21 protein-coding genes are annotated in these 26,411 nt (G+C 41.7%); 3 read left to right on the top strand and 18 right to left on the bottom strand.

Annotation, left to right across the window (positions count from 1 at the left end; all coding sequences use genetic code 11):
• Nucleotides 1–177: 177 nt before the first annotated feature.
• From WC743_RS09925 to WC743_RS09880, 10 genes are all read right to left on the bottom strand, one after another.
• Nucleotides 178–2,628 carry an outer membrane beta-barrel protein gene (locus WC743_RS09925; RefSeq protein WP_373011802.1) on the bottom strand — a complete coding sequence of 817 codons (2,451 nt, stop codon included), beginning with the start codon at nt 2,626–2,628 and terminating at the stop codon, nt 178–180.
• 208 nt (nt 2,629–2,836) lie between these two features.
• Nucleotides 2,837–3,604 (bottom strand): DUF4097 family beta strand repeat-containing protein, encoded by a 768-nt coding sequence (locus WC743_RS09920; protein ID WP_373011801.1) that lies wholly within the window; start codon nt 3,602–3,604, stop codon nt 2,837–2,839.
• Nucleotides 3,605–3,616: 12 nt separating this feature from the next.
• The gene (locus WC743_RS09915) at nt 3,617–4,396 is read right to left on the bottom strand and encodes a HEAT repeat domain-containing protein (RefSeq protein WP_373011800.1); all 780 of its coding nucleotides are present in this window, start codon (nt 4,394–4,396) and stop codon (nt 3,617–3,619) included.
• Nucleotides 4,397–4,404: 8 nt separating this feature from the next.
• Complete coding sequence (locus tag WC743_RS09910) at nt 4,405–4,935, bottom strand: RNA polymerase sigma factor (RefSeq protein ID WP_373011799.1); 531 nt, start codon at nt 4,933–4,935, stop codon at nt 4,405–4,407.
• Entirely contained in the window at nt 4,936–7,464 is a 2,529-nt protein-coding gene (locus WC743_RS09905; RefSeq protein WP_373011798.1) for a TonB-dependent receptor domain-containing protein, read from the bottom strand. It lies immediately after the preceding gene.
• 403 nt (nt 7,465–7,867) lie between these two features.
• Nucleotides 7,868–10,075, bottom strand: coding sequence for a DPP IV N-terminal domain-containing protein (locus WC743_RS09900; RefSeq protein ID WP_373011797.1), 2,208 nt, complete (start codon nt 10,073–10,075; stop codon nt 7,868–7,870).
• Between the two features lie 12 nt (nt 10,076–10,087).
• Nucleotides 10,088–10,516: a MarR family winged helix-turn-helix transcriptional regulator gene (locus WC743_RS09895; protein ID WP_373011795.1), complete on the bottom strand. Its 429-nt coding sequence runs from the start codon at nt 10,514–10,516 to the stop codon at nt 10,088–10,090.
• A 182-nt stretch (nt 10,517–10,698) separates the two neighbouring features.
• Nucleotides 10,699–11,412: a sterol desaturase family protein gene (locus tag WC743_RS09890; protein WP_373011794.1), complete on the bottom strand. Its 714-nt coding sequence runs from the start codon at nt 11,410–11,412 to the stop codon at nt 10,699–10,701.
• Between the two features lie 53 nt (nt 11,413–11,465).
• Nucleotides 11,466–12,026, bottom strand: a complete 561-nt coding sequence (locus WC743_RS09885) for a Crp/Fnr family transcriptional regulator (protein WP_373011793.1) — start codon at nt 12,024–12,026, stop codon at nt 11,466–11,468.
• Entirely contained in the window at nt 12,023–12,991 is a 969-nt protein-coding gene (locus WC743_RS09880) for a polyprenyl synthetase family protein (RefSeq protein WP_373011792.1), read from the bottom strand. The genes WC743_RS09885 and WC743_RS09880 overlap by 4 nt, the downstream gene beginning before the upstream one ends.
• 100 nt (nt 12,992–13,091) lie before the next feature.
• Here WC743_RS09880 and WC743_RS09875 point away from each other — a divergent pair, with 100 nt between their 5' ends.
• The gene (locus WC743_RS09875) at nt 13,092–14,408 is read left to right on the top strand and encodes a glycosyltransferase (protein ID WP_373011791.1); all 1,317 of its coding nucleotides are present in this window, start codon (nt 13,092–13,094) and stop codon (nt 14,406–14,408) included.
• 138 nt (nt 14,409–14,546) lie between these two features.
• On the opposite strand, the gene mobC is transcribed toward WC743_RS09875, so the two are convergent.
• The 5 genes from mobC to WC743_RS09850 all read right to left on the bottom strand — a co-directional run bounded on the left by mobC (nt 14,547) and on the right by WC743_RS09850 (nt 18,927).
• Nucleotides 14,547–16,487: a conjugal transfer protein MobC gene (gene mobC / locus WC743_RS09870; RefSeq protein WP_373011790.1), complete on the bottom strand. Its 1,941-nt coding sequence runs from the start codon at nt 16,485–16,487 to the stop codon at nt 14,547–14,549.
• A 2-nt stretch (nt 16,488–16,489) separates the two neighbouring features.
• Complete coding sequence (locus WC743_RS09865; protein ID WP_373011788.1) at nt 16,490–17,752, bottom strand: relaxase/mobilization nuclease domain-containing protein; 1,263 nt, start codon at nt 17,750–17,752, stop codon at nt 16,490–16,492.
• The gene (locus tag WC743_RS09860; RefSeq protein ID WP_373011787.1) at nt 17,737–18,144 is read right to left on the bottom strand and encodes a mobilization protein; all 408 of its coding nucleotides are present in this window, start codon (nt 18,142–18,144) and stop codon (nt 17,737–17,739) included. The genes WC743_RS09865 and WC743_RS09860 overlap by 16 nt, the downstream gene beginning before the upstream one ends.
• A gap of 208 nt (nt 18,145–18,352) precedes the next feature.
• Complete coding sequence (locus WC743_RS09855; protein ID WP_373011786.1) at nt 18,353–18,592, bottom strand: hypothetical protein; 240 nt, start codon at nt 18,590–18,592, stop codon at nt 18,353–18,355.
• Complete coding sequence (locus WC743_RS09850; protein ID WP_373011785.1) at nt 18,589–18,927, bottom strand: helix-turn-helix domain-containing protein; 339 nt, start codon at nt 18,925–18,927, stop codon at nt 18,589–18,591. The genes WC743_RS09855 and WC743_RS09850 overlap by 4 nt, the downstream gene beginning before the upstream one ends.
• Nucleotides 18,928–19,053: 126 nt before the next feature.
• On the opposite strand from WC743_RS09850, the gene WC743_RS09845 reads away from it, so the two are divergent.
• Nucleotides 19,054–20,154 carry a DUF4238 domain-containing protein gene (locus WC743_RS09845; RefSeq protein ID WP_373011784.1) on the top strand — a complete coding sequence of 367 codons (1,101 nt, stop codon included), beginning with the start codon at nt 19,054–19,056 and terminating at the stop codon, nt 20,152–20,154.
• 58 nt (nt 20,155–20,212) lie between these two features.
• Here WC743_RS09845 and WC743_RS09840 read toward each other — a convergent pair whose 3' ends face one another.
• Both WC743_RS09840 and WC743_RS09835 read right to left on the bottom strand, forming a co-directional pair.
• Nucleotides 20,213–21,742, bottom strand: a complete 1,530-nt coding sequence (locus WC743_RS09840; RefSeq protein WP_373011783.1) for a hypothetical protein — start codon at nt 21,740–21,742, stop codon at nt 20,213–20,215.
• Nucleotides 21,735–23,114, bottom strand: a complete 1,380-nt coding sequence (locus tag WC743_RS09835) for a toll/interleukin-1 receptor domain-containing protein (RefSeq protein WP_373011782.1) — start codon at nt 23,112–23,114, stop codon at nt 21,735–21,737. The genes WC743_RS09840 and WC743_RS09835 overlap by 8 nt, the downstream gene beginning before the upstream one ends.
• A 691-nt stretch (nt 23,115–23,805) precedes the next feature.
• Between WC743_RS09835 and WC743_RS09830 the strand changes: the two genes are divergently transcribed.
• Entirely contained in the window at nt 23,806–24,537 is a 732-nt protein-coding gene (locus WC743_RS09830; RefSeq protein ID WP_373011780.1) for a phage integrase SAM-like domain and Arm DNA-binding domain-containing protein, read from the top strand.
• A gap of 4 nt (nt 24,538–24,541) precedes the next feature.
• Here WC743_RS09830 and WC743_RS09825 read toward each other — a convergent pair whose 3' ends face one another.
• On the bottom strand, nt 24,542–26,401 hold the full coding sequence (locus WC743_RS09825; RefSeq protein WP_373011779.1) for a class I SAM-dependent DNA methyltransferase: 1,860 nt from the start codon (nt 26,399–26,401) through the stop codon (nt 24,542–24,544).
• Nucleotides 26,402–26,411: the final 10 nt, after the last annotated feature.

Raw genomic sequence — 26,411 nt, 5'->3', positions numbered from 1 at the left:
AAAGGGGCAGCCTTTTTTATTGAACGAGATACTCAGGAGCTTTTGATCGGCACCTGTGATGAGGCTACTAAAAAAATCGGGGTATTTATTGAAGATGCCTTCCGTCCCTGATCTGTTGCAATGAACAACACTCAATTGTACGTATTAATTTTAGAACAAAAACAACCAAGCTATAATTTAATGCGCTCTGCCCTGTTCACTATCGGCACCTCCGGTATTACGTTTCGACGGCACATTGCTTGACTTACCGAAGCTATAGGTAAATGCCAGGGTAGCTATCCGCGTATCGTCGAAGTTGTGGAAGGTGGCGCTTGCGCCAACAACATTGGTAATAGTGCCGTTTGTGCTGCCGGTGCGCAGGATATCCCGCATATTTAACTTGATTGAACCCTTATTGTTAAGTATTTTTTTCTGAATAGCTGCATTTAGCATGCCTTTAGGCAGCGTAATAAACTGGCCGTAAGTGCCGCCGGTATTATAAAAGCCGCTTAATTCGGCGCTCCAGCCATTTGATAAATTGAACTGATTGTTACCATTGAACCCAAATGTATATTGGGACTGATTAAGGTAACCGGTGTAAAATACCCCCTGGTAAGTATTATTATAGACCTCGGCATACAGATTAACTGACCACCATTTGGCAGGCTGGAAATTGGAATTGACGGAAAAGTTCAACGTTTTCTGTTGCCCAATGTTACCCTGGGTGCTGATGAATACGTTACCACTTTTGTGAATGGTTTCACCCTGAACATCGATGGTATAATTATAGGCAACCGCCACAGTTAACAAGCTTTTGAAACTATAGGCCAGTTTATAATTATCGGTAAACTGCGGTTTCAGGAAGGGGTTGCCGGAAAAATAGGTAAACTCATCCACAAAAAAGGTAAAAGGATTTAAACTTCCATAATTCGCCCTGCCTATCCGGCGGCTGTAAGAAACCACCAGTAAATGATGACCCGCTGTATCCAGTTTGTAAGAAAAATAAGCCGTTGGAAACAGATTGGTATAATGATTAATAAATGTTGAATCGGCCTTTTGGGCATTACCCAGCTGGTGCCCGTTGCCATTAGTGTTTTCTAACCGCAAGCCTGTTTGTAAGGAGAGCCGGCCGAAGTTTTTGTTGAAATTAAGATAGGCCGCATTGATATTCTCCTTATATAAAAACCGGTTGGTATTGTTATCATCAACGGTGCTTACATTATTGACGACGTTAAAGTAATTAGCTGCGTTATCCGTATTGACATAGCTGCTCTTAACTCCGGCCTCCAGCTTTGCCTTGCCTTTGAGCGGATGGGAATAATCAGCCTTGGCGGAGTAAATGTTGATGGTACCCGGCAAATTGTCACGGAGGGTCCGCGAATTAGTTAAAGAACCGTCGGGCAAAAAAGTATTGTTTACAAACAACTGATTACTGCCGGATACGTTGCGGATATAATCCAGGTCAAAGGTTAGCGCCCTGCCGGTACTATCAAACTTATGGGTGTAGTTCAGGTTTATGCCTCCGCTGTTAAACTTGTTTTTGGAAGTATTGAGGGTATTAATAGTCGAATCCAACCCACCGTTTTTATTATATAGCAAGCTATATACCGGGCTGCTATCATGATCACGCGATATGTTGCCGGTAAATACCACTCCCCAGGTTGTTTTAGACGATACAAAATAATCCATTCCTGCCTTGATGTTGGTATTATTTCCTGCCGGCCTGAAATAAGAAATATCCTTTAGCGACGAGGTTAGATCTCCGTTCACGTCTAAATAATCCCGGTCAATTTCAAGCCTCCTGAAAGTGTGTTGTTTATTGTAAGCCAGGTTTGCAAAGAGGTTAACTTTGTTTACACGGTAATTGAGGTTGATGCTCGCATCGCCACGGCCATAAAAACCCTGCGCGTAATCTGCAGACACCACGGCGTGAAATCCCCTGACGGTACTCTTTTTTGTTCTGATATTGATCACGCCCGCATTTCCCGCAGCGTCATACCTGGCCGGCGGGTTATCCATCAGCTCTATCTGATCTAATGACGAAGATGGTAAAGAACGCAGGTAAGTGGCCAGGTTTGCGGCCGAAAGATAAGTAGGTTTATCGTCAATCATCACCAATACGCCGCTTTTTCCCTTAAAGGTAATATTGCCATCAGCATCTACCTGCACACCGGGCGTCTTTTCCAGTACTTCCAGAGCATTAGCGCCGGTATTGGATATCAGCGCGCCTACATTAACGACAGTACGATCAATTTTTTGCTGGATATATGATCTTTGAGCGGTTACAGACACTTCATTCAACGTTTTTCCTGATGATGATAAAATAAATGCCGGTAAATTAACCGGTTTTTGCTGGCTGACAACCACATCGCCGCTACAGTAATTTTTATAGCCAATATAGGTCGCCTTGATGAGGTAAGTATTATCTGGTAAGTTTTGAAAGGTGAAGCTGCCATCCGGGTTAGACAACTGGCTACTTATCACTGTCGAATCCTTGGCGATAAGCAAAATTACGGTTGCCCCATCAAGCGGTTTTTTAGCATCGTCTACAACCGATCCCGAAATTTTACCGCCCGCGGTTTGTGCATCAGCAAAGTTCACTAGTAACAGCGTGAATAAGTTTAATACAAGGATTGGTATCAGTTTCATAACTATAAGACCAGAACTTAAATGAAATCGTTACACGACTTTTAGCCTTTTCCTGATCCGCAAGAGTCAGCTTGCAGATCTAATCCACTACAAGGGAGGATAGCATGTTATTCGTGGAAATCGGGACTAAGCCATAGCGGTTGAAGTCCGGCTTAAGCAAGTACTTCGACTTCACTAAACGACGAACTTCTAAATGGGTTGCTTACTTTCACTTCTTTTTCTTTAAATAAATATCGCCACCGACCGATTTTACATATATCTCGGTTCCGCCGCCGTTGATCTTACCGATGGTGCGGTGGATGATGCTTTTTGGCTTTTGATCTGCTGATCCTTCATCAATATCAAAATCTGAATGGATGGCTGCAAAATCCGATTGCAATTTTACATTGGCTTTTTGGTCGGAAGGCAGCTTTAATGTGATCGTACCCATGACGCTGCTTAATACCAAATGAGCATTCATATTAACGGCATTCATATCCACTTTAATGGTACCCGTGGTGTTGTTGACCGATACTGAGCCACCGATATTGAACAGTGTAATATTTCCGCTGACTACCGAAATCTCCTGGTCGCCGTTTACATTTTCCACGTCGATATTGCCTTGGGCTTGTGTTTTCAAAACGAGCGAAAAATTACGCGGGACTTTAATCACCAGGTTCATGATGTCGAACTTTTCTACCTTGATCCTGACGAGGTTGTTATCCTGCGAAATAAAATCGGATAGCTTTTTGGTGGAATCCCTGACCGGATTTTGTCCCGCCTTACCGGGAAGGTACGGCCCGTCACCGCTGACGATGACGTCTTTCCCGGCGTAAGCCACAATTTTGATTGAACCAACAAACAATTCTATACTTAATTTCCCCGCTTTTGCCGGGTCCGTTAATTTTACGGACAGTTCTTTATTCTGGCTTTTTACAGTTTGAATGTTTAGCAATGCCACTATGGCTATGATTAACAAGCTAACATTTCTTTTCATGGTTTTATCTTTTTATATGGTTTCCAATTGCTGGACGGTCTGCTCCAGCTTTTTTTGAATGATGGGGCTTTTCCGTTCTTCAAGTAGTTTCTTAAAAGACTTCACGGATTTTTTTTCCTGTAATTGCAACATCGCGTCGGCAAGGGCGGCCTGCACCAATTCCGAGTCCTGTTTGATAATAGCGTTGACCAGCCCCGCCCGAACTTTGGGATCATCCGCCAGTTGAACGAGCGCGTCCAGGGTAACCAACCGGACATTTTCGTTGGGGTCGGTATTTAGCGTCAGGAATAAGGCGTCAATCACTTTGCTATTAACCTGGCGTAATCGCTGCGTGTAATTGACGGCCTTCAGCCGGCCGTTAGCATCAGCGTTTTTGAGCATCGCCAGGACACTGGTTTGCTGTGGGTCATTTGGAACAGGAGTGTCCGCAGGCTTTAAGTATAACCATGCGCCCAAAGCACCCATACTGATCAGCAGTACCGAATAAGCCCAATTATACTTCGGCCGGTAAACAAACAGGGCAGCTAATTGCCTCCAAACGGTATGCGTTTTACGATGTTCCTGTTCCAGCTCAAATGTTTTGAGCATGGCCTCAAAACCAGTGGTCGGTTCCGCGCTGATATCGGGAACTTCCCGCAGGTCCAAGCCTTCCCAAACTTGTTTCACCTCGCTGAATTTGGCAGCAAAAGCCGGTGAGATCTGCTGCAAGTGTTCAACTTCCTTTCTTTCCGTTCCAGAAAGGCGGCCTTGCAGGTAATCCAGGATTTTTATTTCTATATCTATCTCTTCCATGTCATTCCTTATTTTTTATGTAGTTTTTTCAACACCTGTATGGCCCTGAACACTTTAACTTTCACATTTCCTTCAGTTGTTTTGAGTACCGTAGCAATTTCCTTATAAGATAGTTCCTGGTATTTACTTAATATCAATACCTCCCGCTGGTCATCCGGCAGGCGGGCTATCGCCTGGTTTAACTGGGCCCTCGCCTCCTGGTGGTCATAGTTATGCTCCAGTTCATGTTCCAGCGGCTGCGTTTCAAACTCAGCCTGGTACACTATTCGATTGTTTTTCTTTATCGAGTTGATCAGCGTATTCCGGGCGATCTGGTACATCCAGGCCCGAAAAGCACCATCGGCTGAAAACGTATGCCTGTTCTTCAGCATCAGGTAAAATACCGTCTGCACCAAGTCTTCACTTTCGTTCCTTTTTCCGGTTTGGTGAAAAAGGTAAGCAAATAACGGCTGGCGGTACCGCTGGTACAGCAAACTCATTTTACGGAGATCGCCGTTCTTCACTTGCAGCATCAGGCTATTTTCGATTAGTGCGTCCATTTAGTTTGCCCTGTTGCGTTCGTCTGCGGCAGCGGTCGAATGAGACCGGGCAGATTTCACATTTGTATTTCCAAATTTATAACTGAAATTGATACTGGCTACGCGGTTGGACGGTCTGTTGGCCGAAGTATTATGGATACCCGTCGTGTTAACTACACCATAAAAAGCATTGGTCGCAAAAATATCATTTACGGTTAAGCTCAAATTTGCTTTACTGTCCCAAAGCGATTTCCTGATCCCCAAATTTACCTGGTATTGTTCTTTTACCCTGATCTGGGTATACCTATTTTTCGAGTTATAGTTGATGGAAGCTTCCAGGCTGACTTTGTTAGATAATTTAAACACCTGGCTGGAATAAAAATTATAAGGCACCACACTATAATCCAGTGAGGAGTTGGATACCTTTCCCTGGTATTTCACATATTGGACCGCAAAATTATTGTTCGCTGTCCACCAGTTAGTAAAGTTAATTGGAAAAGTAACACCAAGGTTAAGAATATCCTGCGTAGCAAAGTTTTCGGTAGTTACATAAGTGATCTTCGACGGGTCAACATTGGTTCCAACAGTAGAGGCTACGACCCTGGCATAAGTAGCGGGGTCGTCGGTGGCATTTTTAAAAACCTGTGCCATCAGGTTGGTGGTACTGCTATAGCCTAAAGACAGGATAATGGAATGCCTGAACGTGTAATTGACGCCAAATGAATTAGTAAACTGGGGTTGCAGGTTTTCATTACCGATCTCATAGCTATAAGGGTCGGCAAAATTAATGTAGGGATTCAGCCTGCTGTAAGCAGGGCGGTCGATCCGGCGGCTGTAGGAATACGAAATTTCGTTATTTTTATCGATCACTTGTTTTAAGAAAAAGCTTGGGAAAAGGTTAACATATTGGTGGTTTGTGTTTTGATCCAGTGTTACGGAGTTCCCGTCAGCATTGGTATATTCCATTCGCAAACCGGCCTGCAGGCTCCATCGCGGACTGAATTCTTTACTAAAGGTACCATATAGCGCATTTATATTTTCCGTATAAATAAAGTGATTGGTCCTTCCTGCGTCCATTGCCCCGTTTTTGTAGTACCGAAAGTCGTTGTCCGAGTTCACCCAGCTGCTTTTTGCGCCGATCTCCAGTTTCGATTTGTTTTTCATCGGCAGGGCATAATCCAGTTTAGCGGCGGTAATGTTATAAATATTCGGGATATCATTGGTGATCAGTAGCGGCGCGGCATTTTCCTGGCCGTTCGCATCAAAGAAATGGGTATTCAAACCATGTTCCTGGCCGCGATTATTATAAATAGAATGATCCACATCTACGGTCAATTCCCGGCCCGTGGTGTCAAATGTATGTTTAAAGTTCGCATTAAAAGTCGTATTTGCCCAGGCGTACTCTACCTCTGAAGTTGTTCTGAGGCTGCTTTGTAAAACTCCGCCGGTGGTTTTCACGTAATCATTGATCATCGATGGCGAAGGATTTTCAAAATGCCCATCGTTGCCGCTGATCAAAATGCCGATTGTCGTGTTTTTATTTACAAAGTAGTCTGCGCCTGCTTTATAGTTGATATTATGGATCATGTTGAACCGGTAGGTGTATTCATCATATAAGGTATTAGTCACTGTACGGGCACTTGTCGCATTATTTGAACTTTGGGTATTACTGTAATTAAGGCTCCCAAATACATTTACTTTTCCTTCGCGGTTATTTAAGCTAAGCGCCGTATTATAACGGGGCGACAGGCCCAGACTTTTATAACCCAATACCCCGTTCGTTTCCGTCGCGGCGACGGTAGGGCCAAACATGACCCCGGTACCTGCACTGATGCTGCCATTGGTACCAAAATTTTTGTTTTTTATCGTTACAATGTTGAGTATGGCCCTGCCCGCCGCATCATATTTTGCAGACGGGTTGGAAATAATCTCCAGTTTGGATATCTGGTCACTTCGCATATTTTTCAAAAGGTTTATAAGATCGCCTGGTGATAGATACGTCTGCTTACCGTCCATATAGATCATAATACCTGATCTGCCATTCAGCATAATATTGTCACTTTGATCAACAGATACGCCCGGCGCTTTTTGCAGAAGCTCAAAAACGGTGTTGCCTGTTGCCGTAATGCTGCTTTGCACGTTCATGATTAACTTATCGGCCTGTATTTCTATTAAGGGTTTTTGGGCGGTGACGGTGACGGTTTTTAACGCATTAACGACCGGTGCCAGCGAAATGGCAGGAACTGCTAAAGGCGTGCCTGCGGCGGTAATTATCAACGGAGGGGTAAGTTGTTTCGCATAACCTATCATGGAAACCGAAAGGATGTACCGCCCTGCCGTTAACTGCTCAAAAGTAAAGTTACCCCCCAAATTACTCAAGGTGCTTTTCACCAGGGTAGAGTCACCGGCTTTTAGCAATAGCACGGTAGCAGCGGGCAAAGGCTGTTTGTTCTCATCCAAGATGCTGCCGGATATCCTTCCGGCACTGCTTTGTGCAAGAACGGTCCTGGTAAACGCGAGGGCTAATAGCAAGAGTGAGATTTTGTACATGGATCTTGTTTTGAGATGAGTACACCTGAGACCGGAGGAGGTTACAAATTATCTTTAAAAAAAACTCCCCGGTTGTGAGTTTCACGAGTTGACGGTTCTTCGTCACTTATGATGAAAACAGGCATCCAAACTATTTATTACGTCCGGTTTTGTGTATTTGCAGGATAAACCTGCTGTGATTCAACACAGTTAGGTGATTTATTGCCAAAAGTGACGAAGACCTTCATGGTGCACCCCTTTTTATAGCTTTAGACGCTACACATGGAGTTTTAGAGATGTAATGATGTTATTTTCTACGGACAATTTCGTGCATTGTCTTATAGATTCATAACTAACCGTAAACCAGGCGATACTTCATACTGCCTGCGATGCCTTGAAGAATATCAGCCAAACTTCATTTCACCTATTTTAGATTTTTATCAAAATAACGCCGTATCGCATCGTTTGCATAGTTTTCGCTCACCCCTTCAAAAAAATGGGTCTGCCCGGGTAATAATAACAGATCATAAAGCTTCCCTGCCTTGATCAGCGCATCAACCATTCTTATGGTTGTTGAAAGCGGCGCGTTCGTATCGCTCGTGCCATGAATAAAAAGCAGTTTACCTTTGAGGTTTCCCGCAAGATTGGTATTTGTACCGAATTTATAGCCCGCCTGGTTATCCTGTGGCAGTCCAATGTATGGTTCGTTGATCTCGGCTCCTTCGGTTAAATCCCCTGGCGCCGATGCGATGCCCACCTGGTATACATCAGGGGCGGTTAACATCGCACGAAGCGCAAAATAGCCTCCCCAGGAGTGTCCGTAGATGCCGACCCTGGTCAGGTCCATAAAGGAGCGTTTGGCTGCCAGTTGCTTAAGAGCAGCGACATGATCGGGTATCTCGTATTTGCCGATGTTCCCATACACGGCGTCCTGGAAAGCCTTGCTGCGTTCGGTTGTTCCCCGTCCGTCAACTAAAAAAGTGATATAACCCAATTGCGCCATGGCCTGCGCCTGTATAGCCAGGGAAGTGCCCGGCATGAAACCATGAGGTACAATGGTCATAAAGGGGCCGCCGTAAATAAACTCGATCACCGGGTACTTTTTGTTCGGGTCAAAGTCAAATGGTTTATAAAGGATACCATACAGGTCGGTGCTGCCGTCATCCGCTTTGACAATAAAACTTTCCGGCGCATGAAAGCCGATACGGTTTAGCTGGCTGGTATCAGCCTTTCTCAGCACCTGGAGCAGCCGTCCGTCTGCGCTGCGCAGCTCAACTGATGGGGGACGATTTGGGCTGGAATGGGTATCCAGGAAATACTTGCCAGATGGGGAAAGCTGTATATCATGCGAACCGCTTGCTGCTGTCAGTTTTTTGAATTGTTTACCGTCAAAACTGACACGGTAAAGATTGGTGGCATAAAGATCGGTTTCGGCATTGGCGGTGAAATAAATCCAGCCCGCTTTTTCATCCGCCTTTATTACTCCGGTAACCGGGAAAGTCCCTGTAGTTAAACGCCGGATCAGCTTTCCACCCATATCATAGAGGTAGAGTTGTTTCCAGCCGTCTCTTTCAGATAGCCATATAAACGTATTCCCGCCCCGGAGTAAGGTGAATTGCCTTTTCCATTTTTCCGTAATGAAATCCAGGCCGCAGGCAAAGGTCTTTTGCTGTTCAGTGACAATAACCCTGCTTTTCCCGGTATGGGGATCAGCAGCCAGCAACTCCAGCTTATTACCCTGACGTGTCATGCGCATAAAGAGCACTTCTGAATTATCCGGCCGCCACCCCAACGGGAAAATATATTGTGCCGTATCTTTACCTGCATCTATTTTTACCTGGCGTTTGGTTTTCACGTCAACGACAAAAAGTTCAGTGATCTCCAGCGCCCCGCCGGTTTTCGCATAAATATTCCATTCCACCTCTTCGGCCGGCTTTGAATAGTTGATGACAGGCAGATGATGCACTTTCCGGTCATCTGATTTTTTGACAAATAACATAGCACCATCCGGCGACCAGGCTGAGCCCGGAGTATTCCAGCTATGATCTTTTATGCCGTCATCCGTTAATGGTGCTGTTTCTGGTTTGGCTGTACTGCCAAACCACAAGTTATTATCCCGGACGAAAATAAATTGCTGTCTGTCTGGGGAAAACAATTGCGATTCCCTTATAACCGCCTCCGGTGATGCCTTAACCGGGGTTATAGTATAGTCTTTAAGATTTAACCGGAACGCTTTGCTTTCTACCCTGAACTGCACCGTATCGGTTCCGTTGACAACATCAAAATCAATAAACGGGATTCCTTTATTCGGGGGGGCATGTCCCAGCACCTGTTTGAGCGCCGCACGTAACCGCCTGGTATTAAACAATTCAGTTTTAGTGTTACGCTGAGGATCAACCTCATAAATAACTGTGCTATCGGCTGTGCCTCCCGCAAACCAGAAATGGTTTCCGTCTGGATACCAATGAGGACGAACATTAGCGCCCCGGACAAGTGTATAGAATTTAAGGTAGTTTTCATAGCGGTTTTCGTCCGTTATGCTACCGCTGGCCTGGCCGTAAGCGCTGGCTATTGAGATAATCGTTAAGAGACTTGTGAGTAAAACAGATATGGAGAACCGGTAATTTGTCATCGTTTGTTATTTTTAAAAGCAATTGTCCGTTATCCTTTGGAGTAAATTTTTCAGTATGTCGATTTCCCCGGATGAAATACCCGCTATTGCTTTTTCCCTGTTTGCATCAACAACCGGCTTCATTTGCCGGATTATGGTTAATCCCGAATCAGTTATGCTTAAATTAAATCGCCGCCTGTCATCTGCATGGAAGTCCCGGTGCAAGATCTTCCTGCCTACAAGGTTTTCAATGATACGGGTAACCGAAGCATGGTCCTTAAAAGCCTTGACCGCGATCTGCTGCTGGGTGATACCAGGATTATCCTTTATGATATTTAAGATCAAACCCTGGTCTATGGTGATATCAAATCCGCTGCCATGGAGGTTCTTTTGAGCGAATTGCCGGTAAGATTTAATTGCTTTTTCTATACTATAAAAGACCGTTTGCTCGGGGTTTGCCATCGTATCAATTTTATTGATGTAAATATAATTGATATATCACATAAATGCAAAATAAAAATTGGCCATGATCTGATACAAGAGGACATCATGCCGCACGAACTATTAAAAAAAGCGTCGTGTCAACTCATGAAAATAACACCGCTTGTCTTTTTTAAAGGTGCATTAATTTTATATTTATTAGGTTAGCATGTTCGTTGCGTTCCCATCAAACGGTCCCAAAATGTAAAATATAACCCATAATTACCCTTAAAATAATGATGGTGCGCATTGTGCCGGGCCGAGCCATTTAGCCAGCTAAACATCCAATGGTCTACTTTGCCTTCCGGGATGATAAAATATCCCAAATGGCCGTTTACGTTGTGCGCAAGTGAAAAGAGCAGGTAAAGGGAAACTAACAAAGGGTGTACGGGAAAAAGGAAAACGAACAACCAGATCACCCCTGCTTCTAAGATAGCCTCCAGCGGATGCCATGACTGGGCCGCCCATGGTGAAGGGTTGGTCGATTTATGATGGATTAAGTGCACTCGTTTGAAAATAGCCGGGTGATGTATGGCCCGATGCATCCAGTAAAAATAAGTGTCATGGATCATGACCATTAGCACAAGGCTTATGATGCCGTAGCCCAGGGAATGCTCGCTCACATTGTGATACACTTGTGTAAACTTTGTTATGGGACTTGCCAATGCGATGATTCCGGTTGCAGCCAAAATTGCCGATGAGAGTATCGAGTACCCAATTTCCCTGCGGTAATCCTTGTTGGTTGGAAAATCTTGCTGGATTTTACGCGACGAAAAGCGCCCTTTGATCAGATGGTAAAAAACAAGGAACGGAATTCCGGCTATTACTGTATACTTTAAAAAGATATACAGGGAAAAAGTAAATATCTGCTGGTTCATGAAGCAAAAATCCTAAGCTTCAGGCACCTTTCAAATAACATAAGTTAATTAATTCACTTTCTTTTCCTGATCCTGCTTAATGATACCGGCGTAATGCCTAAATAGGAAGCGAGCACTTTTTGGGGTATAATATTGATAAGTTCCGGATACTCATTTTGCATTTGCCGGTAGCGCTCGAAGGGAGTATAAATGATAAATGAGGTGGTCCGGTCATAAGCATCTGCCAGCTGCAGCCGCATAAATTCTTTAGAGGTCTGGTCGGCAAGTTCATTGGCTTTAAATAATTCCTGCATGGCGCTAAAACTGGTGACCATCATCTCGGTATCGACAAGTGCTTTATAAGTCAGGCGGCTGGGTTGATTTAACAAAAGGCAATCGTAGGCAGCCACACTATTGTAAAGCGAACTGATGTGAATCGTCTTTTCTTCGCCGCCCTTTAAAAGATAACCATAAATAACGCCGCTGGTGATAAAGCCGATCTTATCGCTCATCATTCCCTCCCGGATGAATACGTCATCTTTTTTTAAACTTGATGGTCTAAGCAGCTTAAGGATGTCGGCTTGTAGTTCCTGGGGCAATCCTTCAAATATGCTGATCGCATTTCTTGGTATCATTTTTTTCTGGAAGTGGTAAAACGTATTAAAGCTTCAAGGCTCGTAAGCATAGGTCCTTGCGGGAAGTGATTTAGAATCAATAACGCTTTATCTGCATATTCCTGCATCTTTGCCGCCGCGTAGTCCAAACCGCCCGAAACTTTAACAAAGTTAATGATCTCCGCTATTTTCCGGGGGTTATCATGATGGTTTTTTAATAATTGCAGCCACCGCTTCCTTTCTCGTTTCGTACAGTGCTGCAATGCAAATAATAAGGGAAGCGTGATCTTTTTTTCTTTGACATCCATAGCAGGCGGTTTGCCGGTTTGATCATCACTATAATCGAAAATGTCATCCCGTATCTGAAAAGCTATTCCCGCCAGTTCGCCAAATGTATGCAGCTTTTTTACCGTTTTGGGATCGGCGCCTGCGGAAAGCGCCCCGGCGGAACAACATGCGGCAATCAGCGAGGCCGTTTTTCTTTTAATGATTTCATAATAAACATTTTCATCAACGAGGAGCCTCCTTGCTTTCTCCATCTGGAGCAATTCACCTTCAGCCATAGCAATCAATGTATCGGACAAAATCTTCAAGACTCCGAAGTCGCCATTTTCAAGCGCTAATAACATACTCCTGGCAAATATGAAATCACCGGCCCTTATGGCGGTTTTGTTCCTCCATAAGGCATTAACAGAATAACGCCCACGGCGCAAAGAAGAGGCATCCACGACATCATCGTGAACAAGACTGGCAGTATGCAAAAGTTCCACGAGGATAGCAGCCCGGTTCGTTCCCGGATTGATCTCCCCCGAAACGCCCGCGCAAAGAAAAACAAATAAAGGTCTGATCTGCTTGCCCTCAACACGCATCAGGTATCCAGTGATAACATTCATTAACTCCACCTTGCTTTGTAAGGAATCCTGCAGGTTTTGGGCGAAGGCTGCCATTTCTGCGGCTACCGGCTCTTTTATACTTTCTAACTCCATAACGTTTTGCAAATATCATAAGTCGGCTGCCTTGCCCGGATTAACAATTGTTAATTAATACTGTAAACAAGCTGTTTCCAGTAGCTGAACCGTATGATCTATGATTTTAATGGGATATTTGACCATAAAGAAAAAGAAGGGATTACCGATGCGCTACGCTATTATTACCTACGGTACCCGGGGAGATGTTCAGCCTTTCATTGCATTAGCCCTGGGTTTGATGCAAAAGGGCGAAGCTGTGATTTTACTCGCCCCCGAAAATTTTAAGGACTTTGTTCAAGGCTATGGCGTAGATTTCTATCCGCTTCACGGCGATATTGAAGGAATGCTTCATTCGGCGGAGCCGCTTAGCCTATTAAAAAAGGGAAGTGCGGTTGCACTGCTAAAATACATGCAAAAGGTCAGCCACGAAATCCAACCCCGCCTGAATCAGGATTTGTTAAATGGTTGCCGGGAAGCTGACTTTTTAATAACGGGGGTTCTAACAGCACATTGGATAAACGCGATAGCTGAGAAGAATAGGAAGAAGTTCGCAATAATTCAATTGAATCCGCCATCCACGGCGACCAGGGTATTTCCATTTGCCGGCCTTGATTTTTTCAACTTCCCGCAATACAACCTGCTTAGCCATTGGCTGGTCAAATATTTCTACTGGCAACTCAATAAACGCGATATTAATCACTTCAGAAACACGCTCGGCCTTGAATCCCAGAAACAGGCAAAATCGGTTGAAATCGAAGAAAACGTTCTTACGATCTATGCCTATAGTCCGCAATTGATCCCGCGTCCGCAAGACTGGGGCAACAACACAATCGTTTCGGGCTTTTTGACCTTGAATGCAAAGAGCAGGGAAACAAATAAAATGGACTCGATACCGGAGGCGTTAATCGAGTGGTTAAAAGCCGGTGAACAACCCATATATATTGGCTTTGGAAGTGTTCCAATACCTGACCCGGAATATTTTAGCAGGATCATAAAAAAGTTAATAGCTAACACCAATTTACGGGTACTACTGGGCACTGGCTGGTCGTTGATCCCAGATTTGCCGGATAGCCCCCAATTATTTATTACCAAATATGTCAATCATGACTGGCTATTGCCGCAGTGCAAAACTGCCATAATCCATGGGGGAATAGGTACCGTTGCGGCTGTTTTGCATTCAAAGATCTCGGCAATTGTGGTTTCTATTATCGCTGACCAACCCTGGTGGGGTAAAATTATTGAACGCAAAAAATTGGGAGTCCATATCCCGTTTAAGAAGTTGAGTTATGATCGTCTGATCCGTGCAATCGCGTTGACGGAGACGACAGAATTGATTGTAAATGCAAAAGCAGTTGGTGAATTAATACGGAATGAGGATGGTTTAAACCTTACAATAGATAAACTTCATACCTATTTTCTTAAAAAGTCAATCTAAGGTTGTTCCTATATTAGTATCGAGCGTTTTTTATAGGGAGATGAAGTCGGGATTTTATAAAACGGACATCATTGTATTCCCTGTCGCAAAAACTGTACGTGTTCAAACTGATTTTTAATCAATTGAATAAAGAATTGTTTATTCGGCCAGTTCTTCAATAATCAGTTCTTCAATCTCCATTTTTATTCTCAAGTAATTATTCCGGATCAATTCGGGCGTTACCGTTCTGATGACTGGTAATGGCCGGTACCCAGCTTCTTCTTTACGGATGGCTTCATGGTTGTTGATGATCTCGGCGTGAAAAGCTTTTAAGGCGATTTTTTGATCGGGATTGTCTGCCACCATGCCTACAAACTCACCTGATGATAAAGAGGTTATAGTAGATAAAGGAATCGCCGCATCCAACTGGCCGGAGTAACTAACAGAGGTATCGCTGCTGTTTACCGAAGTGCTTTGCCGGTTCTGCATGATCTTCCCAAAGCCATCTGATAAGGCTTTAGCCGTTTCCCCCGAAACCTGCCCGCTAATAATGTTCCCCACAATATTGGGTATTACATCCGCCAGTTCCTTGCCATATTCTTTCCTTAATTGGCTAAAATCCTGCACAGCAAGCGTGATAGCCACTTTATTTCCTCTGGCAGTGGCTAACCCTAAACTGTCCAAATTGTTGACATAGATCGTCGGAAATTCATCAAAGTTTAAACTTGATTTTAGCTGGCCCGGTTTGTTGACCAGTTTCATCATCTTGGTAATATACAGCGATAACACTGCCCCATAGGTTTGTGATTTTTGGGGATTATTGCCCAGGCTAATGATTTTTGGCGCTTTTGGATTATTTAAGTCCATTGTAAAATCATTACCGGACAACACGTAGTAAAGCTGTGGTGAAGATAATCTCGCCATAGCGATACCAGCACCTGAAATTTGCCCTTCCAACTGATCCATCGCATCATTTTTAAATGCATTGATAAATGGATTGATCAATGCCTCAATTTCTCTTTCCTTTTGCAATACCGCGAACAGTTTGGCGTGTTCCACCTGTATTAATTCAACCACATGGGGCAAGGTGCAGTATTTACCACCCTTGTATTTACGCAGATACCAGATCATGGCCGTAACATAAGTGATCGGTGATTCCACGAAAAAATCACCCTGCTTACGAATCCACTCGCGGTTCAGCCCTAACAGGATGGTACGTGCCGCTTCCATCGCATCGGTAATGTCATCCATCGTTGCCGGATCAAGCGGATTGCAGCGGTGTGAGCGGGATAGATCATCAAAGTTAATGACGTAAAATTGCGGCTTTACCGGGTAGACAGCCAGGTTATTGACCAGGGTATTGTAAGCGATTTTTGTTAAGTCGGGGTATTTAAAATCATAAATAAACATACTAAATCCCTTGCAGATATGCTGCGTGATAATATGCCGCATCACAAAATACGATTTACCTGCTCCCGGAGTTCCGGCGACCAGTAACCCGCGGAATGGATTGATAATATTGATCCAGCTTTTACGGATTTTACCTTGCAAATTATATTGCGCAGGCAGGTTGATGGAGTATTCATTTTCTAAAAGCCGCTCTTCCTGTGGAAAAGTTTCGTTGGTTTTGTTGAACACATCCTGCTGAAATTTCAGTTTCAATAAGCGTGAAAGCATAGTCCCACCTGTCAAAACTAACAGATAGCCTAAGCCTGTTACGCCCATATAAACCGATGCTATAAAAATCAGGGTAATTTGCAGTGCTAATAAAAGATAGCTGCCAAAGAACAACAGTAAGCCAATGCCAATATAAGACAGCGCGTTTTTTAACCTGATCTTTTCTTCCTTCCGGCCCCTAGTACCGATCAGGGACACCGCTAATAATAACAATGATGCGGCCTTAGTAGTTGGCCTATTTTTAAATACGGGCATTCGGGCAAAATTGCCGATGACGCGGGTGGCAATAGGCGCGGTCAGGTGCCATTGCTGAAAAGCGCCGTAACAGGCGATATAAAAATGAATGGCCAGTATGACCAGGCTTAACAGCCTTGTAAAATCAATGATACGGCGCAGCCCGTGCTCGTTTTCCCCAGTTTGCATAATTATCGTTTAAGGGTTTGTCCTTGTTTCTTTTTGCGTTTGCGTTTTTTGATAAGCTGGCCGGGGATGTAATCATCCAAACGGCGGGTTTGCAATAGATCCTCCAATAAATTTGGCGATTGACTAACTGTGTCCCTATCCTGTTGATAGTGCGTAAGCTCTTGGCGCTGGAAGTGCTGTCTATCCTGTTTTTGTCGCTGCACCTGGTCGTTGGCAACCAATCGCTGGCTGATGGCGTTTGCGGCATATTCCTTGCCCAAATCGCTGCCGTTGAACACCGACTTTTTAAACTGATCGATATAAGTAATACCATAGACCTGCCCAGCCGCATTTTCGCGGAACAGGGCTTTAATGTTTTCCTTTTTGAGCAGGTATGCCATGTCATTCCGGCTTAGTTTTGGATAATCGCATAATGCTTTATCAATTCTTTCTTTCAGTATTTCCCTGTACAGTTTGCGGCTCTGACCGTTCTTTTGAAACTGTTTTTCGAGGTTTTTTAGGGTCGGTTTATTATACAGGTCGCTTGCCTTGATCGCTACACCGAGTTTTTTGCCGTTATCATCGGTGGCGCTATATACCAGGCCGTTTTTCCGGAACATAATGGAATCTTCATTACCCCGGTCGGCTACCACATTATATTGCCGGAGTACGGCATTAAGTTCGGCCAAAGAGGTAAAATTATACTCACGGACGATGGTGTTTACGATATTGGTGATCGTCCTTTTGGTTTCCGTCCTACCGTATTGTAGTTTTTCCAATGGGAATGGCTTTAAGCCCTGCAACTGTTTTTGGGAGCGGCTTTGCGCGGGTATCAATCCGTATTCCCTTTCAATTTCTAAACGTGCCTGTGTGGAACGTTCACGGCCCAGGTTATGCAGTTGGATGGCTTTGCCATTCTCCTGCACATTGGTAGTGACGAGGTGAATATGTGGGTGACCGGCATCTGTATGCTGGTAAACCAAATAGGGTTGATTACCAAAGCCTATCTTTTCCATATAACGCCCGGCTATTTCAATAAGCTGTTGTTTGCTTAATTTTTCAGACGGGTCAAAGTTGAGGGAGATATGTACCGCGTTGGTTTTTACCCTGGGGTTCTTTTCCTGCAAATGCTCCAGCCGGTTGAGCTTCTGGTAAAAATTCAGGTCTTCCCTTTCCACACCGTAGCGGCTGGCCGCAATACACTGCGCCTGGCCTTCCTTTAACTTATTCTCATTATAGTTGAGAATACCCCGGACGCTTTTGCCGATGGTTATTTTTGCAACCATGATTTGGCCAATTGGGAAATAAGTGACAATAGCAGGCTAACCTTGGCATCCACCTGTTTATAATATTGCAAAGTGATCTGTAAGTGGTGTGCCCGCTGGCCCTCCGATGTACTGCGGTTAAAATAGCGGGTGGTTTGGTTGATATTGATGCCGATGGCTTTTAATTCCTGCTGTATGCCGGTCAATATTTCCATTGGCCCATCCAACGAAGCATCTTTATGATAATAAATAATTTGTTCGTTGTCGATAATGCGGCGCACCACTTCCGGTACGGTCTGGCAGTCACTGTTCTGCCTGATGCTGTCCAGCTTTTGCCGGGTAGTTTCTGTTAACCTTAACATCACCACTTCGGTTAAATTATCATCGGGATGGGTGGCTTTTCTTCTGCCCATAACATCATTTTATTTATAGACCGGGCGACTTCGGAGCAAGGTCAAAACAGCGGTAGCTGCCAGACAACCTTTTTGATGTAATCAAAAATACATCTGGCTAAACGCGCTAACGCAGCGTTTTAATTCCTTATCCTCGGTAATCCCTGGTTTGTTGTATATTAATCGGCCTTTTTAATTTGTCTGTTTCGTCCACCTGCGGTGGCCGGTTTTACTTCATCCGCAAGTGCGGATTCCGTAGTTTAATTTCCCAAAGCCATTCCTGGGCTTTGGTCTTCCAGTTGCGGATCAGGCCGCCTTTCAGGCCGCGCCAATCCATAATCTCGTAGTGATTATAAAAGTGTTGTGCCTCGGTTTCGGAGAAGCCTGCCTGGTCAAAAAAGATCAACACATAGTTTAAGGGCGGCGGCACCTGCCTGCCTAAACCAGTTATTATTTTCGGACTGCTCATTTGGCTGGCCATTGATTGTGACGCCGTTTTTGTTCTTCCATCACTTTCAAGATATCCTCGTAATCGAAGTAAAGACAGCCGCCGATTTTTGAATACGGCAAAACGCCGTTAATGCGAAGTGTCAATAATGTGGTGATAGAGATGCCGAGGATTTTTCTTACCTCGTTGGTCTTGAGCCATTTTTTGGCGGGCTGCCCGGCGTTTTCTTTAAGCGATTTTTTGACTTCAATAAGAAGTTCATTTTTAAAATCGTTGAGATCTTTAATGGTGACCAGTTGCTCACCAAATAGTTGGGTATGGCCGCCGAGGCGTTGTTTGTTTTCTGTTGCACTCATCTTGTTTATGTTTGATGAGGCAAAATTGGCCCGGCTGAAACAGTGGATTATCCTACGTTATGCTACGTCGGAGGGTGGAAATATTAAAATTACTTATCTTTAAACGAACCATTAATTCTAATTGAAATGAGTAATCCGCGACGTCAGCACTTCATTCCTAAATCTTATCTTAAAAACTTCGCATATGCAGAAGATGATAAGTATTTCGTGGAAGCGAAACTCAAAAGTGAAGATGCACCAAAGGAAAAGTTAATTAGCATAAGAAGTATTTGTGTCGATAAGAATATTTACACGATTCCTGATGTAGAAGGAAATGAAAAATATGAAATTGAACGATATTATGCGTCTGAGATTGACAACATATACCCCAATATTTACAGGTTGCTCATCGATGAAAAACACACAAATATCACATCGGAAGAAAGGCGCCAGATCATATTAACTACGATGAGCCTTTTCTTCAGAACCCCCAAGTTTTTAAATTTCAATGAAAAAAGGATCGACAAGATCTTGAATTCTGTCGTTTCAAATCACAAAGAACAAACTGAGAAAATCCGAATCCAGTTTAATGACCAACCACTTGAATTTTTCGCTGAAGACGTAGAAATGGTACGAAATGACCTTTACATTAAAAACAAGCAGAATTTTCTTAGCCAACATCTCAAAGACCTTCATGAGTTTGTCGAATTCAAAATGGATGCCGGCCTAATGGTAATGACTATTCAAGACGATATTGATTTAATTACTTCCGACAATCCGGTGTATATGCATAGCATAACTAACCAACGGTTCAATGTTTTTGATCCGACCAATATCATCCAGGTCCATCTGGATAATAAACATTATCTCATTATTTATCCCAATACAGAGGAAGCGCTTGTTGACAGGGTGTTTCGTGCTACGCAAGATTATAGGGCAGTATTGACTGCTAACTTGCAGGTTGAAAAAAATTCAGAAGATTGGATACTCGGGAAACCAGGAACCGTACACGCACATTTAAAAGATCAGATCAAATATAATGAAATCACTCCCGAGAATATTTTAATGGTCCAAAATTTAGCAGAACAAGCCACAGATATGAAAGAGTTGGTTACATTTATGGAGGCACATGGTTTAGGAAACCCCGCTACTATAAAAAAGATGGAAGATCTCCTCCAAAAGCCTCTTCATCATAATAACTTACAGCTCAAAGCCGAATATGAAGAAATAAAGAAACTCGGCTACTAACTTCACTCAAAAATCTAATAGTTAGCTTCAGCGCGACAGTACACTGCTAATAGTTTTATTAAATATAATATCTGAATGGAAGTGCTGGTTTTAAGCCTTCTAAAGTACCAGCAGTTAATACATCACCTATTACATTAGCAAATTTTAGCGTTACTGGTAATCCATCACAAAAGCGGCAGGAGTTATAATTTAGCTTGGTAAGGGCTAAAATGTCCTGGCAAACTGTTTCTATTTTCACATTTCCCTTACCCCGCGTTATCCGTATGGTTAAAGGATTAGGAGTTTCCATTCCCAATGGTTGTTGTAATCGCGGAATAAAACCTTTAGTCCATAAAAAAGCATTATTATCATCTTTGACAAAAAGACTCCCCCTTAAAATCGGGAAATTTTTATCTCTGTATAGTTTAAATACTTTTTCATCCTTAATGGTTACACCGACTAATGCAATTTCTAAATCCTTTACTGCTTCACAAAAGCCATCCCATTCATCATTATCGAATTGTGTACGGCCATGTATAAATACCTCTTTGGGAATGTTCTGATCATTGGATTTTTTAAACGACTGTATGGCTTTTGAAAGAAGATCTAAAGCCGCGTCCTTAGTTAAATGATATTCTTTGGTTTCTTCATTATACCAGGGGCCGACAGCACCTTTAAAAACCATCCCATCGCCGGAATCCAAAAACATTTGAGCTGCACAACAAGCATATTTGTTCGACTTTTGCCTTTCATCTATTTTGAATACTAAACCAATATAACATACATCCTTTCGTATGGTGCCGAGTTTCCAAGGCAATCCCCCAATTTTATAATAGGTAGAAGTTGCGATATTCCAGGCAATATCCGTTTCCATCTTGGATAAATCTCTTTTTGGCTCCCGGTTTTTCTTTAAAAACTCATCTTCTTTATAAGCTACCGTTGATTCTCGAATGATTTGTGTTAATACTTCATGCTTCAACAATTTTAATTTTAACTGATTATGAAAGTGATTGTCATATAGGTAGCACTCTTTAAGTTTAGCATATTCGGGGTCAATTTCATCAAACAAACCAGGGTTAACACGGTCATATTTATTTTTAATACCGATCTTGATAGCTTCGCCAAAACCTTTAGATTTTATCCTTCCGTGTTGATAAACTAAATCCGGGATTACTACAAACCATAAATTTACCGGAGGCCTGTCATCGTCAGTTTTGTATTCTACGAGTGCATCCACATACAAATTGACCATATTGGCAACCCTTACATGAGCATCTGAATAACGATAATACTCATTAAGTTTATTTTCATCGACCTTTATTTCAATTGTAGAATTAAGATTGATAGTAACTCCAAATATTGTTTCAAAACCGGGATAAAAAGGTTTGGCGTAGTCTTTCTTTAGGGGTTGCATCGGTTTCAAAAACCGGGCAATCCATTTTTTCATTCTTATGATCCCTTTGTCTGTTCCAATAATTCCTATAGAGAAATTATTGATCTTATTTTTATTAAAGGGCCCGAACAATGTTAATCCATCGCGGGGGTCAGTTACTTTTTGATCATGGTTAAAAAGTAAAACAGGCTCTTTGATGTGCTTTAATTCAAACATCTGTATTACCCTCGCCTTCTTCGTAAAATTCCTCTTCTTCTAAGAAATCATCTATCGGTTTTAATCGTTCCTCATCATTAGGCTCAATATAACTGAATTTAGCATTGAAAGTAATTGGCGTAGTGGATAATACAATATTTTCATCCTCCGCAACTGGAATTGAAATCTCGTCACTTTCTGTATTGCAAAGGCAGGAAAGAAAAGCTAAAAGTTGGTCGCGCCATTCCTTATTTCGCATATTCTTGCCCTTATCTCTTCTGGCACTATGCATTTTCTTTTTATCATCCCAAGCCTTTACTCCATCCTCTGTGAAAATGATATGGTTTTTTATACTCAGACATAGTTCAGGATAGAGAAGTGGCCTAAAACTTATCGCATAATGCCAAAACGCATCATAGTATTTTCCGGTTACCCCTATATTTTTCAACTTCCCATTGACATAAAATTTACCCTTTGATTTATCTTCTCCCTTATGTTCAAAATAATAACAGCTACTATTGGAAAGTTCATAAGGTATCAGGTTAAATCCTTTCAAATAATTTTCAAAACATTCTCTAAGCAGCCTGACTAATAAGCGTCTAAAATCATTATAACTAGGAAAGGTATCTGACTCGTACCACTCAAAAGCTTCAAACGTGTCTTTGATTAAATGCTCCGTGGGATTAATCTCCAATTGTTCATCTGACAAATAATAATTCAATGTTTTTTGAAAGGTAACTATCATATTACCATGCCGGAATCCAGGGTAAACCAGATTGCTTAGAATAGCCTTTGCCTGCTGCTCATTATAAAACTTATAGAAATGGATCTTCTTAGGTAGATGAGGGATTTTTATCCAGTTGGAAAAGAAGGTATCTGTATCCTTGTAATCAACACCTGAATATGTGGTATAAACATTGTCATACCAATCCATAATGGAATTATTGCTCGCTATTGCTTTCGGCACTGCATCATGCGCCAATTTATTTAATAACCGCTTTAATCCATCACCCCAATTATTTTCAAATGATATAATATTTTTCCTATTCAGGCCAATTCTGGTATTATATGCGGAATTATCAACTTTAACAGGAATAATAAAATCTGTTAAACTGTGTTGCTTTTCAATACTTTTACATTGTTCCCATTCATCTAATACCCCGCTTTTATCAAATGTTACATTGGAAACTACCAGGATATATTTGATTGTTTTCTGCCCTAATAAGTCTTGTAAGCTTTTCCAATAATCAGATTCGCCACCTAATAAAAATGACAAATCACATTCGCAATTATAGCCTTCGTTTTTAAGTTTAGATTGAAGCCAAAGCGTAAATTCATTATCTTCAGGTGTAGCATGTCCAATAAATACTATGTCCCTAATATCTGTTTCCACTATTTTTCTCTTAGAAATTATTTAATCAGAATTTACTTGGAGGTTATTCAATAATATTACTGAAATAAGGGGGATTGCTTGTTAAAGCCCTATTAGCGGTTTAATATTTTGAATAAGGTTAAAGTACTACAAATATAACATAAATACCAAAGCCAGCTACATGCTGGCTTTTAACAAGATACCTAAGTTACTTAGATGGTTTTTCACATTATAACCCGTCTATCTAATTTGAACATTTGTTGCAGAATATGCTTTGATTTAATAAAAAATTCGATGTAAATTGCATTACAAATCGTTCTATAAAATCCGGTGAATTGAATTAATCTAAAAGGCTACCATCGAGGCTATCACTTTTTTAGGCAATTCAAAAAACCTCATTTAAACGCTAAAAATGCACATTTTGCGCGAAGAAATTAACTTTTCATAGAGCCTCCGGCTCCACGATTACAGCCTCAAAACAGGCCAAAACGCTATAAAACCCGGTTTTATAGCGTTTTTTTTATGAATTATACCTCAAAAGAAGTCAAAAATGCTCAACGTTCTGGAGACCTATTCGGAGACCTCGACAGGTTTCTTACCTTAGGTCTCTGGAAATGCTGGAAGCTTCTGTATTTCAATGTGTTATTTAAGACCAACTCATTAAAATCAGCAGTGTAAAGGACTAATTTTTTAACCTTTAATAGCACTAAAAATGACTAAATCTTTTGCCCTTTTGTTTCAGATGAAACGAACCAAGGCGTTACCCAATGGAAACGCCCCTATTTATCTACGGATAACTATTGATAGTGAGCGAGTTGAGATCGCAACTAAGCGAAATGCCCCTCCGGATAAATGGAATACTATCGCCCAAAAAGTAATGGGAAACACCGACGAAGCCAAATCCGTCAACAACCATTTAAAAACGGTTGAACAAAAAGCCTATGAAGTTTATCGGGAAATGATCGAACGGAAAATCCCCATTACCGCGCAAACCTTTAAAGACCGCATGAATGGCATTGAAGAGGAAGTTGTTTGCCGTATGTTGATCCCAATCTTTGAAGATCACAACAGGCAGGTTGAGGCGCTGATTGGAAAAGAGTATGCACCTGCTACAGCCATTCGCTATCAGACCACGATTAAACATGTGAAAAACTTTTTAAAGTGGAAGTATAAAGTCTCTGATATTAATATTCAGGATTTAGACCATGAGTTTGTAACATCGCTTGAATTTTACCTCAGAACTGTGAGGCACTGTAATAACAACTCGGCAGTCAAGTATATCAAGAACTTAAAAAAGATCATCCATATCTGTGTGGCTAATAATTGGCTTGTACGTAGCCCCTTCATTAATTATAAAACGAAGATCAAGGCCAAGTACAAACAATCTTTCAATGATCTCGATACCAAATTTAAGTTTGTGCTCCGCCAATTTTTTCTTTATTAAGCTATCAAATGAACTGCAAATTATTTACTCCATATAATTCTTCTAAAAATGCATTAACATCATTTAGTTCCAGCAGAGTAGCCCTTTGCTCTGCATCTAACTGATAAACACCAAAATTCTTTAGATAATTACGGCTCATAGAGATATATCCTGATGAATAATCCTTTGTAGTATTACTAATATATTTGAAAAAAAGATCAGATTCCATAATCTTTTTAATCACCAGTAAATCTTCTAAACTATTGGAAACGATGGCCATCCCATTATAAAATAGCAAATCCATTTCTTCACACAATACAAAAGTTGGCCGATCACAAATGTGTGGAAAAAATAATTTATAAGCGTGGATATCCATCGATTGCCTGCGACCATAGGCATACCAGGTTTCATAATCCCTGTTTCCCTTATCCCTTCCAGAAAGAATTTGTCGTTTAACAGTTAAGTAATTGTAAGCCTGCGGAAAATTAACCTGCATGATGTTTTCAGGTATGATAACAGTTCGTTCATCATAAGGAAAAATAATTTTTTCGCGTATTCGATCAATGTCGTTTTCCTGTTTTAATTTATTAGCATTGATAATATCCCGACATATGCCTACCTCGATTTGAAATCGCTGTCCACCATCTTCTAAGTAATAAAATTCCCGGTCTTCATAAACGGGCTTAAATTTATAAACATCGTTTTTCAATGTGGCTATACCATTCTTGGTATTATAAAGATCTTTAAATGGAATACCTATGTTTTCTACAACATTAATAAAGTTAAGAACCTCAATCTCGTTAACTAAATTCCAACCGTCATGATGATTTAAATCGTCGTAATTAAAATGCAAAAGATTTTCTAGGTTGACGCCGTCCAATTCGTTACTTTCTAAACGAATGTAATCTATACCACCATTACCATGTGTCAAAAAGCAAATACAAGTGTAAGTGTTTCTATCCTGGAAAATCTGTTCGCCTCCGAAATTCAAAAGCTTCAAGTTAATATCATTAGCAGCAAAATACTCTCGTACCCCTCTGCCGTTGATGCTTTTAATAAATGTATTAACGGTAATATAGCCTAAAACACCTGTATCATTTAGATTTTCAATACCAATTTGAAAAAAGGGGATGTATAGGTCAGGATGTCCGGTCCTGGAAACCTCCCAGCGTTCCAGCAGCGCAAGTGTTTCGGCATCCATATTTCTCGAACAAACATAGGGTGGGTTTCCGACCAAAATATCAAACCCTCCGTTTTGTTCAACCCTCTCGCTATTGGCTACCCAATCAAATTCAAGTGAGTTGCCAGTAAACAGATTAAATTGAAAGGTTTGTTCATCTTCTCCATTCATGAGAGCGTATATAGTAAGAAGGATTTTAGTTCGATCAATACTATAACTAGTGATATCTATTCCAAAGATGTTTTCGCCATAAATTTGACTAAAAGATCTGTTTGTGCGCTCGCGTAGTTTTGCGGCCATACTCAAAAGAAACCCGCCACATCCGCAAGCTATATCTGCTCCTATAATTGTTTCTAATTGACCAGTGTACAGATTAAATGCATTTTCGACTATATATTCTCTAATATGAACGGGAGTATACACAGCCCCATTTATTATTTTGTCTGATGGCGAAATTACAAATTCAAATAACTCGATCAACTGCTCAAGGCCAAAAGTGCTTGTTTCATTTGCGATTACAGATACAAAATCTTTTAATCGTGAATTTTCTTCAGCCTGTAATTCTTTAATTAAAAGTTCTTTTAAATGAAGATTATGATTAACCTCGATTTTATTGATTGCAAAAAATGCAGAAACAATCAATCTGTCAACTTCACGGGAATTAGTAACACCACTTTGGCTTAAATACTTGAATACACTTTTCATTATTGCAGCC

This window comes from Mucilaginibacter sp., from assembly GCF_041660805.1.
GTDB lineage: Bacteria > Bacteroidota > Bacteroidia > Sphingobacteriales > Sphingobacteriaceae > Mucilaginibacter.
Note: the sequence above shows the minus strand (reverse complement) of the source record. Positions and strands in the feature narration are given on the sequence as shown.

Bases quoted from the DNA above. Each gene is read 5' to 3' on its own strand.
- WC743_RS09925 (WP_373011802.1), bottom strand. From the start codon at position 2,628: ATGAAACTGATACCAATCCTTGTATTAAACTTATTCACGCTGTTACTA.
- WC743_RS09920 (WP_373011801.1), bottom strand. From the start codon at position 3,604: ATGAAAAGAAATGTTAGCTTGTTAATCATAGCCATAGTGGCATTGCTA.
- WC743_RS09915 (WP_373011800.1), bottom strand. From the start codon at position 4,396: ATGGAAGAGATAGATATAGAAATAAAAATCCTGGATTACCTGCAAGGC.
- WC743_RS09910 (WP_373011799.1), bottom strand. From the start codon at position 4,935: ATGGACGCACTAATCGAAAATAGCCTGATGCTGCAAGTGAAGAACGGC.
- WC743_RS09905 (WP_373011798.1), bottom strand. From the start codon at position 7,464: ATGTACAAAATCTCACTCTTGCTATTAGCCCTCGCGTTTACCAGGACC.
- WC743_RS09900 (WP_373011797.1), bottom strand. From the start codon at position 10,075: ATGACAAATTACCGGTTCTCCATATCTGTTTTACTCACAAGTCTCTTA.
- WC743_RS09895 (WP_373011795.1), bottom strand. From the start codon at position 10,516: ATGGCAAACCCCGAGCAAACGGTCTTTTATAGTATAGAAAAAGCAATT.
- WC743_RS09890 (WP_373011794.1), bottom strand. From the start codon at position 11,412: ATGAACCAGCAGATATTTACTTTTTCCCTGTATATCTTTTTAAAGTAT.
- WC743_RS09885 (WP_373011793.1), bottom strand. From the start codon at position 12,026: ATGATACCAAGAAATGCGATCAGCATATTTGAAGGATTGCCCCAGGAA.
- WC743_RS09880 (WP_373011792.1), bottom strand. From the start codon at position 12,991: ATGGAGTTAGAAAGTATAAAAGAGCCGGTAGCCGCAGAAATGGCAGCC.
- WC743_RS09875 (WP_373011791.1), top strand. From the start codon at position 13,092: ATGATTTTAATGGGATATTTGACCATAAAGAAAAAGAAGGGATTACCG.
- mobC (WP_373011790.1), bottom strand. From the start codon at position 16,487: ATGCAAACTGGGGAAAACGAGCACGGGCTGCGCCGTATCATTGATTTT.
- WC743_RS09865 (WP_373011788.1), bottom strand. From the start codon at position 17,752: ATGGTTGCAAAAATAACCATCGGCAAAAGCGTCCGGGGTATTCTCAAC.
- WC743_RS09860 (WP_373011787.1), bottom strand. From the start codon at position 18,144: ATGGGCAGAAGAAAAGCCACCCATCCCGATGATAATTTAACCGAAGTG.
- WC743_RS09855 (WP_373011786.1), bottom strand. From the start codon at position 18,592: ATGAGCAGTCCGAAAATAATAACTGGTTTAGGCAGGCAGGTGCCGCCG.
- WC743_RS09850 (WP_373011785.1), bottom strand. From the start codon at position 18,927: ATGAGTGCAACAGAAAACAAACAACGCCTCGGCGGCCATACCCAACTA.
- WC743_RS09845 (WP_373011784.1), top strand. From the start codon at position 19,054: ATGAGTAATCCGCGACGTCAGCACTTCATTCCTAAATCTTATCTTAAA.
- WC743_RS09840 (WP_373011783.1), bottom strand. From the start codon at position 21,742: ATGTTTGAATTAAAGCACATCAAAGAGCCTGTTTTACTTTTTAACCAT.
- WC743_RS09830 (WP_373011780.1), top strand. From the start codon at position 23,806: ATGACTAAATCTTTTGCCCTTTTGTTTCAGATGAAACGAACCAAGGCG.
- WC743_RS09825 (WP_373011779.1), bottom strand. From the start codon at position 26,401: ATGAAAAGTGTATTCAAGTATTTAAGCCAAAGTGGTGTTACTAATTCC.